At 60.0% G+C, this 13,349-nt stretch carries 14 protein-coding genes, 1 tRNA gene and 2 pseudogenes; 7 read left to right on the forward strand and 10 right to left on the reverse strand.

What is annotated here, in order from left to right:
* Positions 1–9: 9 nt before the first annotated feature.
* The 6 genes and pseudogenes from PEP31012_RS16345 to PEP31012_RS16365 form a co-directional block, all read left to right on the forward strand.
* Positions 10–1,104, forward strand: a pseudogene (locus PEP31012_RS16345) (cytochrome b); the annotation flags it as partial.
* Positions 1,044–1,283 carry a Bbp19 family protein gene (locus tag PEP31012_RS24310; protein WP_484549316.1) on the forward strand — a complete coding sequence of 80 codons (240 nt, stop codon included), beginning with the start codon at positions 1,044–1,046 and terminating at the stop codon, positions 1,281–1,283. The pseudogene PEP31012_RS16345 and the gene PEP31012_RS24310, both read left to right, overlap by 61 nt.
* Positions 1,280–1,999: a cytochrome c1 gene (locus PEP31012_RS16350; RefSeq protein ID WP_150590370.1), complete on the forward strand. Its 720-nt coding sequence runs from the start codon at positions 1,280–1,282 to the stop codon at positions 1,997–1,999. Before PEP31012_RS24310 ends, PEP31012_RS16350 begins: the two co-directional genes overlap by 4 nt.
* 83 nt (positions 2,000–2,082) lie before the next feature.
* Complete coding sequence (locus tag PEP31012_RS16355; protein WP_023593906.1) at positions 2,083–2,694, forward strand: glutathione S-transferase N-terminal domain-containing protein; 612 nt, start codon at positions 2,083–2,085, stop codon at positions 2,692–2,694.
* A gap of 76 nt (positions 2,695–2,770) precedes the next feature.
* On the forward strand, positions 2,771–3,229 hold the full coding sequence (locus PEP31012_RS16360; RefSeq protein WP_150590371.1) for a ClpXP protease specificity-enhancing factor: 459 nt from the start codon (positions 2,771–2,773) through the stop codon (positions 3,227–3,229).
* Between the two features lie 131 nt (positions 3,230–3,360).
* Positions 3,361–3,436, forward strand: a tRNA-Thr gene (locus PEP31012_RS16365).
* 122 nt (positions 3,437–3,558) lie between these two features.
* Here PEP31012_RS16365 and PEP31012_RS16370 read toward each other — a convergent pair.
* The 7 genes and pseudogenes from PEP31012_RS16370 to PEP31012_RS16400 form a co-directional block, all read right to left on the reverse strand.
* Positions 3,559–4,140, reverse strand: coding sequence for a PIN domain-containing protein (locus PEP31012_RS16370; RefSeq protein ID WP_150590372.1), 582 nt, complete (start codon positions 4,138–4,140; stop codon positions 3,559–3,561).
* Positions 4,140–4,610 (reverse strand): excisionase family DNA-binding protein, encoded by a 471-nt coding sequence (locus PEP31012_RS16375; RefSeq protein WP_150590373.1) that lies wholly within the window; start codon positions 4,608–4,610, stop codon positions 4,140–4,142. Before PEP31012_RS16375 ends, PEP31012_RS16370 begins: the two co-directional genes overlap by 1 nt.
* A gap of 170 nt (positions 4,611–4,780) precedes the next feature.
* Positions 4,781–5,209: pseudogene (locus PEP31012_RS16380) on the reverse strand (tyrosine-type recombinase/integrase); the annotation flags it as partial.
* Between the two features lie 51 nt (positions 5,210–5,260).
* On the reverse strand, positions 5,261–5,569 hold the full coding sequence (locus tag PEP31012_RS16385; protein ID WP_150590374.1) for a hypothetical protein: 309 nt from the start codon (positions 5,567–5,569) through the stop codon (positions 5,261–5,263).
* A gap of 615 nt (positions 5,570–6,184) precedes the next feature.
* Entirely contained in the window at positions 6,185–6,487 is a 303-nt protein-coding gene (locus tag PEP31012_RS16390; RefSeq protein WP_150590375.1) for a hypothetical protein, read from the reverse strand.
* A gap of 296 nt (positions 6,488–6,783) precedes the next feature.
* Positions 6,784–7,443 (reverse strand): dienelactone hydrolase family protein, encoded by a 660-nt coding sequence (locus tag PEP31012_RS16395; RefSeq protein ID WP_150590376.1) that lies wholly within the window; start codon positions 7,441–7,443, stop codon positions 6,784–6,786.
* 28 nt (positions 7,444–7,471) lie between these two features.
* The gene (locus tag PEP31012_RS16400) at positions 7,472–8,794 is read right to left on the reverse strand and encodes an erythromycin esterase family protein (RefSeq protein WP_150590377.1); all 1,323 of its coding nucleotides are present in this window, start codon (positions 8,792–8,794) and stop codon (positions 7,472–7,474) included.
* Positions 8,795–9,231: 437 nt separating this feature from the next.
* Here PEP31012_RS16400 and PEP31012_RS16405 point away from each other — a divergent pair, with 437 nt between their 5' ends.
* On the forward strand, positions 9,232–10,392 hold the full coding sequence (locus tag PEP31012_RS16405) for a methyl-accepting chemotaxis protein (protein ID WP_150590378.1): 1,161 nt from the start codon (positions 9,232–9,234) through the stop codon (positions 10,390–10,392).
* Positions 10,393–10,554: 162 nt separating this feature from the next.
* On the opposite strand, the gene PEP31012_RS16410 is transcribed toward PEP31012_RS16405, so the two are convergent.
* The 3 genes from PEP31012_RS16410 to PEP31012_RS16420 form a co-directional block, all read right to left on the reverse strand.
* Positions 10,555–10,971: a cupin domain-containing protein gene (locus PEP31012_RS16410; protein WP_246171337.1), complete on the reverse strand. Its 417-nt coding sequence runs from the start codon at positions 10,969–10,971 to the stop codon at positions 10,555–10,557.
* A gap of 129 nt (positions 10,972–11,100) precedes the next feature.
* A complete protein-coding gene (locus PEP31012_RS16415) occupies positions 11,101–11,877 on the reverse strand; it encodes a 3-hydroxybutyrate dehydrogenase (RefSeq protein ID WP_150590444.1) in 777 nt (258 codons plus the stop codon).
* Between the two features lie 12 nt (positions 11,878–11,889).
* Positions 11,890–13,290: a GntP family permease gene (locus PEP31012_RS16420; protein ID WP_150590380.1), complete on the reverse strand. Its 1,401-nt coding sequence runs from the start codon at positions 13,288–13,290 to the stop codon at positions 11,890–11,892.
* Positions 13,291–13,349 lie beyond the last annotated feature (59 nt).

Here is a 13,349-nt window from a genome sequence, read left to right on the forward strand (position 1 = left end):
TCGCTGGCCATGCTGGTGCTGGTGATCCAGATTCTCACCGGTATTTTCCTGGTGATGAACTACAAGCCCGACGCCAATCTCGCGTTCGCTTCGGTCGAGTACATCATGCGCGAAGTGCCGTGGGGCTGGCTCATTCGCTATATGCACTCGACGGGCGCGTCGATGTTCTTCGTCGTGGTCTATCTGCACATGTTCCGCGGGCTGTTGTACGGCTCGTACCGCAAACCGCGCGAGCTGGTGTGGGTGTTCGGCTGCTTGATCTTCCTGTGCCTGATGGCCGAAGCGTTCATGGGCTATCTGCTGCCGTGGGGGCAGATGTCGTATTGGGGCGCGCAGGTGATCGTGAATCTGTTCTCGGCGATTCCGTTCATCGGTCCGGATCTGTCGCTGTGGATTCGCGGCGACTACGTCGTGTCGGATGCCACGCTCAACCGTTTCTTTGCCTTCCACGTGATCGCCGTTCCGCTGGTGCTCATCGGGTTGATCGTCGCGCACATCATCGCGCTGCACGAAGTCGGGTCCAACAATCCTGACGGTATTGAGATCAAGGACAAGAAGGACGCCAACGGCCGGCCGCTCGACGGTATTCCGTTCCATCCGTACTACACGGTGCACGACATCATGGGCGTGGGCGTGTTCCTGATGGTGTTTTCGGCGATCGTGTTCTTCGCACCGACGATGGGCGGGTACTTCCTGGAAGCGAACAACTTCATTCCGTCCGACTCGCTCAAGACGCCGCCGCACATTGCTCCGGTGTGGTACTTCACGCCGTTCTACTCCATGCTGCGTGCCACCACCGACGACTTCAAGCATTTGCTGATGGGACTGGCGGTGATTGTCACGGCCGTCTGGTGGATCAAGGGCAAGGCGGCTGCGACCACGAAGGTGGCGGCGTCTGGCGGTGTGGTGTTGCTGCTACTGGCGATGTATCTGACCGAGGCCAAGTTCTGGGGCGTGGTGGTGATGGGCGGCGCGGTGGTCACGCTGTTCTTCCTGCCGTGGCTGGACCATAGCCCGGTGAAGTCGATTCGTTACCGGCCGGGATTCCACAAGGTGCTGTTGGGTATTCTCGTCGTCGTTTTTGCTGTGCTGGGGTATCTGGGCATCCAGGAACCGACGCCCATGAAGACCGCGATCTCGCAGGTTGGCGCGCTGTATTACTTCGGATTCTTCTGGCTGATGCCGCTCTGGAGCAAGCGTGGCACGTTCAAGCCGGTGCCGGAGCGCGTGACCTTCGCGGCGCACTGAGCGCACGTCAACGACGACTAGGGATATCACGATGAGAAAACTGTTGCTTGTCCTGGCGCTCCTGAGTGGCTTTGCGGCGCCGGTCTTGGCTGAAGAGAGCGTGGCGCTCGATACGGCGCCCAATCGGATCGACGATCTAGCCTCGCTGCAGCGGGGCGCGAAGCTGTTCGTGAACTACTGCCTGAATTGCCATTCGGCGGCGTTGATGCGGTATTCGCGGCTGAAGGATCTGGGATTGTCGGACGCCGAGATCAAAAACAACCTGCTTTTCACGACGGACAAGATTGGCGACACGATGACCGTGGCCATGCGTGCGGCGGACGCCAAGGAGTGGTTTGGTGCGGCGCCGCCGGATCTGTCGGTCGAGGCGCGGGCGCGGGGGACGGACTGGCTTTATACCTACTTGCGGACTTTCTATCGGGACGATGCGCGGCCGACGGGGTGGAACAATCTGGCGTTCCCGAATGTGGGCATGCCGAACCCGTTATGGCAGTTGCAGGGGCAGCGGGGGTTGAAGCCTGTGGAGGGGGCGGAGCATGGTCCGGCCCAGTTCGTGCAGATCACGCAGGGGACGATGAAACCGGTGGAATTCGATTCTGCCGTGGCTGATCTGGTATCTTATCTGGATTGGATGTCGGAACCGGCGCAACGCACACGCCGGCAGTTGGGTGTCTGGGTTTTGTTGTTCTTGGGACTCTTTACGGTACTTGCCTGGCGCCTGAATGCGGCCTATTGGAAGGACGTGAAGTAAAATAACGTCTGTACGACGGGGCCAGGGTTTGGGAAGCGTCGATTTCCCGCCCCGGCCCCGTTGGTTTTTAAGGAAGACGCGCTATGATGGTTTTGTACTCGGGCACGACGTGCCCCTTCTCCCAGCGTTGCCGGCTGGTTCTGTTCGAAAAAGGCATGGATTTTGAAATCCGTGACGTCGATCTGTTCAACAAGCCGGAAGACATTGCGGTGATGAACCCGTACGGTCAGGTGCCGATTCTTGTCGAGCGCGATCTGATTCTGTACGAATCGAACATCATCAATGAGTACATTGACGAACGTTTCCCGCATCCGCAGCTGATGCCGGCCGATCCGGTGCAGCGTGCGCGTGCGCGGTTGTTCCTGTTCAATTTCGAGAAAGAGCTGTTCGTGCATGTGAGCGCGCTCGAAAACGAGAAGGGCAAGGCGGCGGAGAAGACGCATGAGAAGGCGCGTGCGTCGATTCGCGATCGACTGACGCAACTTGCGCCGATCTTCGTGAAGAACAAGTACATGTTGGGCGAGGAGTTCTCGATGCTTGACGTGGCGATTGCGCCGTTGCTGTGGCGTCTGGATCACTATGGCATCGAATTGTCGAAGAATGCCGCGCCGTTGATGAAGTATGCCGAGCGGATTTTCAGCCGTCCGGCGTACATTGAAGCGCTGACGCCGTCCGAAAAGGTCATGCGTCGCTGATGCGTTGATTGAACCGCTGGCGAGGCTGGCCTGCCGATGGGGGTGGGCGGGTTTCGCGGCGGGATAAGTTGGTCATATGCCTGAAACGTCTACCAAGCCTTACCTTTTGCGCGCGCTGTACGAGTGGTGTACCGACAACGGGTACACACCGTATTTGGCCGTGCATGTCGATGCCAGGACGCGAGTGCCGCGCGAGTTTGTGAAAGATGGCGAGATCGTGCTGAACATCAGCTTCGACGCCACGAGCGGATTGCAGATGGGCAACGACTGGATTGAATTCAGCGCTCGCTTCGGCGGCATTTCGCAGAAAGTGGAAGTGCAGGTGCCGAACGTGCTGGCGATTTATGCTCGCGAGAATGGCCAGGGGATGGCGTTCCCGGTCGACAAGCAGGCGTCTGCGGAAGAGGGTGCCGAGTTGGAAGCGGTGCCGTCGGTGCCGGCGCCGAGCGACGACGACTCGGATCCGACGCGCCCGGGCGGCAATGGCGCGGCGGGTGGCAGCACCGGACGGGCTCGCCTGAAGGTGGTGAAGTAATTCGAGAGCGCGGGTGAGTGGGGGGGGGGGGCGCTTTGTGCGGTTTGCCCCAAAAGGCCTTCGTCTCCGGATGATTTTGCCCCGATAGGGGGTCGTCAGTGACCGATGAATCGGTTACAATACGCGACTTCGCCGGCTTAGCTCATCTGGTAGAGCAGTTGATTTGTAATCATCAGGTGGCGGGTTCGAGTCCTGCAGCCGGCACCAAATTTGAAGCGGGTCCCTGAGATGGGGCCCGTTTTCTTTTTGTTCTACAAAAGCTTGGTTGTTCTACAATTCGCGCGCTGAGGTCGCTGAGGTCGCTGAGGTCGCTGAGAACGCTAGGTCATTCACAGTAATTCCCTTGCTTCTCGGATGCGCTGAGCGGTCGAAGGAAGGCCACTACGCTCCATCGCTTGAGCAAAATCTTCGACGCTTGATTCGGGCTTTTTGCGTCGTGCGCGCATTTGTTTAAAAGCCGCCATGGCGCTAATCGAATCCAAATCCCACTGATTCACAATGAAGCGGTCCGGATCGATTATTTCGATGCCATATTCCGAAGCGACAGCATTGGGGAAGTCACGCCGGTTTGATGTCACGATACAGTCTGCGTGACCTGCTATGGCTGCTGCGAGGACATGTCTGTCATTTGGGTCCGGTAGAACAAAGCTTCCAATGAGCCGACCCCAAGCCGTTTCCGGCACCTCCCAGTCAGGAACCGCTTCGCGCATGCAATCGCGACGGGTCTGAAGCTTCCCCTCAAGATCGGGACGTTGTCTCTCAAGCGCCGCAATCCATTCGGTCTCAATCGCTTGCGTCCACTTTGCCGCGAAGAACCCTGCGGCCGCCAAGCTCATCAGCGCGTCGGTGGTCGCCGCAGGGAATAGGACGCAAGCATCGAGAAGTGCGGTATAGCGCGAATATCCTGCCATCAATAATCGAGTCCTAATTCATTGGCGTTCTCTGCCATACGTTCCAGTGCAGTCGCCTGCTTGCTTCGCATTTCGGTTTGATATGCCATGAGGTCATCGAACGCTATGCGACGGTGTGTCCCGACCATTCGATGCTTTAACTTTCCTGCCTCAATTTCCTTGATGAGAAACGGTCGTGATACGTTCAGGAAATTTGCCGCCTCGACCGTCGTGAACTCACGATTGGCCGGGGTCAAAATGATCGTGCGACCTTCGGTTACGGCCCCTAGCATTTGACCAATCAACTTCAGCGCCGCTGGCGGTACTGCAACCGACGGGTGTTCACCCGTGTCCGTAGTGAGAGTAATGGTGGCGGCGCGAGAATGGTCCAGCGCTTCCATGATGCATCGTTGGGCGACTCGCGCCATTTCGATGTCGGGTGCCGTCATCGGAGGAGGCGTTACCTCGCGGATTCGATCTACGGTTCGCATGTTCTTTCATCCTCTAAAAACAATCTTAAGCCTCAGCTAAGCTGGCTTCTTGTGAGCCAGCTTAGCTGAGGATAACCACAAATGCAATAAATGCAGCATCTATAACAACTGACTGTTGTGTGAGCGCATGGTTCAGCAATTGCACCATATTGGTGCAATTGCCGGGTTGATCATCTAGTAGGCGACGCCTTGACACCCCTTATCCGAACGTAATGCTCCGTCATTGCTACGCTCCCATGCCCAAGCAGCGATTGAGCGCCCCTCAGATCGCTTGTGCTTTCCGTATCGGTACCAGCCTTTGTTCGCAGGTCGCGAAACTGAAAGTCCTCTTTCGCAACTCCTGACGCGTCTCGTGCGCGATCGAACCGAAATCGCAGCGCCGATTGGCCAAGCGGCCTACCGCGCTCGTCAACAATCAGGCGAGTTGATCTCGGATTGTGTCCGGTCTTTTGGAGCTTCAACTCATCTAGCAATATCGCCAGTTGTCCGACGACTTCGATACGCAATTGAGTGCCGGTCTTGTTTTGACGAATTACCACCAAGCCATCGCGAACATCGCGTTCGTCCATTTTTAGGACATCGGCTGGCCGTTGACCAGTGAGATAGGCTAACGCCCATCACTTGATGGGCCGTCCCTGCGGCTACCGAAGTTACCGGATTAACCTCGGTTTTTCACCCCGCTTCGACGCGTGAAGAATGACGTGGGGACCCATCAACAAATCCGTCGCGACCATCGCTTCCGCGAACGTCTCGAAGTAAATCGCATGCTCTGGGTCGGACACATGCGCTCGCTTGATTTCTCCGGCTGCCTCATCCCAAGCGTAACCAAGGTACTTCTTGTATGCGTGGAACCAGACAACATGCCCTTCACGCGTCAACGACTTGGGGAGGTTGAGCCCGCTATCGCCTTGACCGCCGTTTCCTTCATCCTTCCCGTCGCTGTTGTTTGAATCACTCATCAAAGTCTCCTTGGATGCGAATGGATTTAGCCGCGCTAACGACTGAATCCATCATCGCAGGAGTGCGGCCCCCTGAGTTTCAGTAACTTCCGAATATCCCTGCCTATGCGTCGACACTCGAAACGTTCCAGCGCAAGGCGAAAACGTTTGTGACGTATGTTGGGCAATGACGAACAGGGCGAGGCATAGTACCCCGTTCTACAAACGACTTTTGACGCACCAGCCGACTTGGTTTCCAAGAAACCATAGTCTGGGGAGTTGTGATTGAATCCTCACACATCGCCTTGATGTATCGAGAATTTTTCGGCGCTTTGTAATCATCAGGTGGCGGGTTCGAGTCCTGCAGCCGCACCAAATTTGAAGCGGGTCCCTGAGATGGGGCCCGTTTATTTGTTTGTCGCTTGCATCGCTTTTACTCGATTCTTCACAAATCCCGTCAGATCGTTTGCGCGGACTCATGAGGAAGAGACGGGCAGAGAACTCGTGATGGAGACGTGATTCGGCGCGGCGGACTAATACGCCAACATCGGCGCCCCATCCCTTGACAAGACCAACCCACCGTCCCCAACGCGTCGTGAAGTGAGGCCCGCCGACCTAGACGGGCCTCGGCCACAGCTACCCCCTCAGTTTCGGCGGCAGACCCTTGCCCGGCGAGTAGAGGATACGACTCGGGCTAATCAGCTTATCTGACGCGACCACGGCATGCGCCAAGGTGTCGAAGTAGATGGCGTGCTCCGGATCGGCAACCGGTGACTTTTTGATTTCCCTCGCCAACTCGTCCCACTCGAAGCCGAGGTATTTCCTGTGTTCGTAGAACCAGACGACGTGTCCTTCACGTGCGAGCGACTTCGGGATGTCGAGTTCGTCATCTCGTCCATCGGCACCGCCCTTTCCGTTGTCATTCTCTGAGGTACTCATCAAGGCCTCCTGTAATGTGCGCGATTTCAGCCGGTCTTTCGGCCATGCTCATCATCGCAGCAGTGTCGAGCCTTGAGTTTCAGTAACTTCCGAATAACTTCACCGATGTGTCGACACTCGAAACGTATCGGCCACCGACAAAAACGCTCGCGACGTACGGCGGGGCCAAGACGCGGACGCGTCAACGGCGACGCCTCCCTCGTTTCGTTCTTGAATCCTCCACCCGCGCTTGCGCAAACGCAGCAAAGTCAATCGCGTGGACTGGGTCGGCGTGGAGGTGGCCGCTAAATTCCTCGCTAGGCGCGAGGCATATGGATCGAAAACCAGTCTGCCGCCAGGCGTGCGACTGCCTCAAGCGTACCCGGCTCTTCAAACAGATGCGTGGCGCCAGGCACGAGGATCGTCCGGTGCTCGCATGAAAGCTGGCGCGCAGCCATCTCGTTCAACCCGATCACCTGTGTATCCAGCGCGCCGACGATCAGAAGCGTGGGCGCCTCTACGCGCGGGAGCGCTGCGTCAGCGAGGTCCGGGCGGCCACCTCGCGATACGATCGCCCGCACCCGTGCCGGGCGCGCTGCGGCCGCCATCAGCGCTGCGCCCGCCCCGGTACTGGCGCCGAACAGGCCGACGTCGAAACTGGCGGTCGCGGGCAGCGCTGCGAGCCAGTCGATAGCATCAGTCAGGCGCCTCGCGAGCAGGGGGATGTTGAATCGATAGCGGCCCGTCTCCGCGTCCCGGCCACTTTCCTCGGCAGTCAGCAGGTCGAACAGCAGGGTCGCCAGCCCCGCCTGCTGTAGCACCGCAGCCACCTCCCGATTGCGGCGACTAAAGCGGCTGCTGCCACTACCATGGGCGAAGGCGATCACCCCCCGCGATGTTGCAGGGATGGCGAGGGTGCCTTCCAGCAGCACATCGCCGGATGGTATCGATACCTCTTTGAACTGAACGTCGCGCATCGGGTACCTCCGTCTCGCATCACAGCCCTCAGGCCACCTGCCCCGGCGCCTCACGCTGGTGCCAGTGAGGCGGCACTTCCAGCGGCTCCAGAGCGCTCGTCTCGTCCAGATGAAACAGCGCATCGAACTGGTGGGCGAGCGATGTCCAGAAATAGTGACTTTCACGTTCGCTCTGGGGCAGGTAGATCACGCCGATCGCCCGTTCGAGCATGGCTTCGCAAAGCGGCTCCGCCGCAACCTCGTTGAGTGGCAGAAAAAACCGGTCTAGCCCGGTGCTGTGAAACAGGTATTCATAGCTGTCGTGCAATGCCGGACGCACCCACTTGTGCTCGACGTCGCCGTCCCATTGAGACGCGGCCGATACGTGCCCCGTATAGGTGCTGAAGCCGACCAGCAGCGCCTTCGCACCGGCCGCTTCACGCACCAGTTGTCCAAGATTCCACTCGCCGCGCCAATGGGAGTCAGTCGCGCGTGCATCGCCCAGGTGCGAATTGTGTGCCCAGACGACAATCCGCCCCCGTCCACCACGCTGTAGACGATAACGGGCAAGGGCGGATAGCGTTCGGTACATGTGCGCGTCGCGCAGATTCCAGGTGTTCAGGCGCCGTCCGAACATCGACCGATAGTAGTTCTCCGCGTCGACGACAACTTCGGCATTCTGTTGCGCAAAGAACTGCGCATCGAGCGCCGCAAGGCCATCCTGCGAGAGATGCAGGCACGCGTCGGCCCGCAGTTGCAACAACTGGGCGACGACGCCCTCGCGTGCATCCGGCCGGGCGCCGATCGCTGTGGCGTACCCATACGCCTGAGGCTCGCGCACGTGATCGAGCGCCGCGTACCGGTCGCGCGCCATGGCAGCCTGCTCGGGATCGACGCGCTCAAGATAGCGGATCACGGCATCGGCTGACTGGTACATGCTGTACAGGTCGAGTCCATAAACGCCGACCCGCGCCTCGGGCGACAGCGAGGCGTTGTGCCCACGTAGCCAAAGAATGAAGTCGCGCATCTCACGATTGCGCCACATCCAGATAGGGAAGCGCTTGAAATCCGCAAGTGCGGCATCCGCATCGACGTCGCCTTCGCCTTCGCCTTGCACGAAACAGTTCACGCGCCAGGTATCCGGCCAATCGCCTTCGATGGCGACACCGTCGAATCCCCCCTCCACGATCAGGCGGCGGGTGATCTGGGCTCGCATCCGGTAGAAGTCTTGCGTGCCGTGCGTGGCTTCGCCGAGCAGCACGAACTCGCGATCGCGCGCCATCTCCAGCAACGCATCGTAATCGCTATCGTTGTCGTTGAGCCGTTGCGCGAGCTCGCGCACGGCGAGAAAGGGCGTGGTGGCGGGGTGCATTATCGATGGTCCTGATGTGAGCGGGCGAGGAGCACGCTCACGTCGGCACGCCCTTCGAGGTGTGCGGTTCGACACGACGCTCAATGTGATAGCCGCGAGCGCGATTCCCCACATGACAATTCTGGACGTCTTGCCGAGGCAAGACTTGAGGTCGATCAAGGAACTGGCACAAGGTGGGCCCGGTGTCGCAATGACGGAACCGGGTAAACGCGTATGCAAGATCTTGCATCTCGGCCGTAAACAGCAGGTGCAGGGCCAATGTCTTCGTCCCGTCTCAAATTGGCAGCGCCGTACGGGCTGATTCGAAGGCTAAATCCCTGCATTCCGGTAAAACAAGCGCGCGACAGCACGTCGAATCGCCTCAGTCCGTGTCGTACGGCCTGCCTTGGTGGTACGTCTTATGGTGCTGCCGCGTCGCCACTCACGAAGGAAAAGAAGTGCAGCGATTTGTCTTCACGATCCGATTCAAGTTGATGCTTGCCTTCGGCGCCTGGGCAACCCTGATGTTAGTCGTCGGCCTGGTGGCGCTCACCTCGCTCTGGGGACTCGACGCAAACGCGGCGTCGTCATACCGCTTGTCGCTGACGAGCCTGATTGCCGTGGCGTCAATGGGCGGTGCCGTCGCCATCTATTGCGGCGTTCATCTGAACCGCGTCGTATGCGGCGGGTTGAACCGCATGGGCAAAAAATTCGAGGACATTGCGGTCTCTCTTGACCTGTCAAAGCGCTCATCCAGTCCGCGCATGGACGAGTTCGGCCGTGCCGCCGTAGCGTTCGACAAACTGATGCGTCGTGTCGAAGCGACCGTGTCCGCCGTGAATGTCTCGACCGAATCGGTGGCCACCGCCACGCGCGAAATCGCAGCCGGAAATCTCGACCTTTCCGCACGCACGGAAGAACAGGCCGCGTCGCTGGAGCAGACCGCCGCCAGCATGACGCAACTGACCGAGACGGTGAAGCAGAACGCCGACAACGCGCGTCAGGCGAATGTTCTGGCCACGAACGCCACGGACATCGCCGGTACCGGCAGCAACGCGGTGCAAACCATGGTGGCCACCATCGAGCGCATCAACGGCAGCTCGAACAAGATTTCCGAGATCACGAGCGTGATCGAGGGGATTGCGTTCCAAACGAATATCCTCGCACTGAATGCCGCCGTGGAAGCGGCGCGGGCCGGCGAGCAGGGACGTGGTTTCGCGGTGGTGGCCAGTGAGGTGCGTAGTCTGGCCCAGCGATCGGCGTCCGCGGCCAAGGAAATCAAGGACTTGATTTCCTCATCGGTCGCCACGATTCAGGATGGCTCGCAACAGGCGGTCGAAGTTAGCACCGCAATGGACGAGATCAAGGGCGCGATCAAGCGGGTGACCGAAATCGTCGGTGAAATCGCCGGGGCGTCGAAAGAGCAAAGTCGTGGCATCGAGCAGGTCAGCCAGGCGGTCACGCAGATGGATCAGGTGACGCAGCAGAACGCGGCGCTGGTCGAGCAGGCGGCCGCGGCGACCCACTCGCTCGAAGACCAGGCGGCCAAGCTGAAAACCGCGGTCTCGTCATTCAAGATTACCGAGTCAGCGCATCTCGCGGTTGCCATCGCCGCGTAGTCCACTCGGTGCCTTCGTTGTGCCGCCGCCCGAAAACGCCCGACAGCGACCTCGGGGCGGTGGCATGCGCTCAGGTCACCTGCCACGTCGCGGGTGAACTGGCCGCGCGCGTGGCACGGTATGAAGCGACCGAAGCCGCTGATCGCCCCGACGTCGCGAACCTCACCATTTCGCCGGTGCGGGCACGGCGCACGGCCCCTCGACGCCTACGCTGGTGAAGTCCGCCGGGCCGACGACTTCCAGGTATTCCATATCCGGCGAATAGTCGAACAGAAAATGGCGGATGCCGGGGCGTTGATGCACGCAGTCGCCGGCTTCCACGAGCGTTTCCTTGTCTTCATACATGAACTTGGCCCAGCCTTTGAGCATGTAGACGATATGGAAATCGGCACCGTGGATATGCCAGCCGGTTCCCGCCTCGGGCGCCTGATTGGCGCGCACCAGATGCGCGATGACCTTGCCGCCGGTGGCCTCGGCAATGCCGAGGTCACGATACAGGAAGAAGTCGCGCAGACCGCCGCTCACAAACGCGGTATCGCCCGGCTTGATGTGGGAAAACTGGCTTTCGTTGCTGTTCATGATGTCGATGACAACTCAATGAAAACTGCGGGTTGGGAATACGAAGTCGCCGTGCTTTGCACTCACGCCATGGCATGTACGGGCCCGTCGCGCCTCTCGATTTGCGAGGACCCGTACCACCGGTCAGGCTTACTGAGCAGTCCAGCCACCGTCGGCGGCCCATGTGGCACCACGCACCTCGGATGCCAGTGGCGAACAGAGCATCAAGGCAAGGTTGCCAAGTGCCTCGGGCGAAACGAACTGGCCGGACGGCTGCTTTTCCCCCAGCAGGCGAGCGCGTGCGTCGTCCGGCGAAAGGCCGTCTCGCTGCGCCAGATCGTCGATCTGCTTTTGCACCAGCGGCGTCAATACGAATCCCGGGCAGATGGCATTGCATGTCACACCCGTGCGCGCGGTTTCCAGCGCCGTGACTTTCGTCAGCCCCACCAATCCGTGCTTGGCAGCCACATAGGCCGACTTGCCCGCCGAGCCAACGAGGCCGTGCACCGAGGCAATGTTGATGATGCGGCCCCAATTGCGCGCGCGCATGCCCGGTAGCGCGAGGCGGGTCGTGTGAAATGCCGAACTCAGGTTAATGGCGATGATGTCGTCCCATTGGCCGAGGTCGAACGTCTCGATGGGCGCCACGTGCTGAATGCCGGCGTTGTTGACGACAATGTCCACCGTACCGAAGCGATCCTGCGCCGCGGCGAACATGGCCTCGATGGCTTCGGCGCTACGCATGTCGGCCGGATGGTGCATGACCTCGGCACCCTCCGATGCGATCGTCGAGATGGCGGCATCCACATCGCCGAAGCCGTTGAGGATGAGATTGGCGCCGGCATGTGCCAGCGCCCGTGCGATACCCAGGCCAATGCCACTGGTCGAGCCAGTAACAAGCGCGGTTTTATCGTTGAGCGTCGTCATGGAATCCATCGTTCACACCAATCCCGTCGTGTAATAGAGCGCGATCACAAAGAACACAGCCATCGTCTTGATGCACGTCACCGCGAAGATGTCCCGATACGACTCGCGATGCGTCAGTCCGGTGACGGCGAGCAGGGTGATGACGGCGCCGTTGTGCGGCAGCGTGTCCATGCCGCCGCTGGCCATCGCCACCACGCGATGCAGCACTTCGAGCGGGATGTGCATCGTCTGCGCCGCCTTGATGAAGGTGTCGGACATGGCCGCGAGCGCAATGCTCATGCCACCGGAGGCCGAGCCCGTAATCCCCGCGAGCGTCGAGACGGACACCGCCGCATTGACGAGCGGGTTGGGGATGCCCTTGAGCGCATTGGCGACCACCAGGAAGCCGGGCAGCGCGGCAATGACGCCCCCGAACCCATATTCCGACGCCGTGTTGAGCGTGGCGAGCAAGGCGCCGGACACGGCGGCCTTGGTGCCGTTCGCGAAGTGGTGGCGAACCTTGCCGAACGCCGTCAGCAGCACGAGCAGGATGCCGGTGAGCAGCGCGCCTTCGACAGCCCAGATCGCGACCACGCCCTTGATCGATATCGTCAGCGGGGCATGAATGCCGGGAAGAATGTCCGGGGTCACATCAAAGTGATCGCCGTACCAATGCGGAATCGCCTTCGTGAGCGCGTAATTGACCACGCCCACCAGGACCAACGGCGTAATGGCCAGAATGGGATTGGGCAGGTTCTCGGCGTTCACGCGCTCGGGTTCGTTGTGCAGCGAATTGCCGTAGCCTTCGCCGTTTGCCGCGGCAACGCGGCGACGCCACTCGAGGTAGCTCAGGCCGACCACGACGATGAAGACCGCCCCGGCAACCCCCAGCACAGGCGCTGCCCAGGCCGTGGTCTTGAAGAACGTGGTCGGGATGATGTTCTGGATCTGCGGCGTGCCCGGCAGCGAATCCATCGTGAAGCTGAAGGCCCCCAGCGCAATGGCACCGGGCATCAGGCGCTTGGGAATATTGCTCTGCCGATAGAGTTCGGCGGCAAACGGATACACAGCAAATACCACGACGAACAAGGAGACGCCGCCATAGGTGAGCAGCGCACACACCGCGACGATCACGGCGTTTGCCCGTGTGCGGCCGATGTACTTGATCGCAGCGGCAACAATGGACTCGGAGAACCCCGAGAGTTCGATGACCTTGCCGAATACGGCCCCGAGCAGAAATACCGGCAGGTAGAGCTTGACGAAGCCGACCAGCTTTTCCATGAAGATGCCGGAAAAGACGGGCGCAACGGCGTCAGGCTGGATCAGCAGCACAGCACCCAGCGCCGCGATCGGGGCAAAAAGAATGACGCTATAGCCCCGATACGCAACAAACATCAAAAACGCCAATGCGGCGAGCACGATGAGAAACGACATTTTGTCTCCGGTATGTTTGCCCGCACGCGGTTGTGCGGGCTGAAGTTCTTACGATCGGA

Source organism: Pandoraea eparura (assembly GCF_902459725.1).
Classification (GTDB): domain Bacteria; phylum Pseudomonadota; class Gammaproteobacteria; order Burkholderiales; family Burkholderiaceae; genus Pandoraea; species Pandoraea eparura.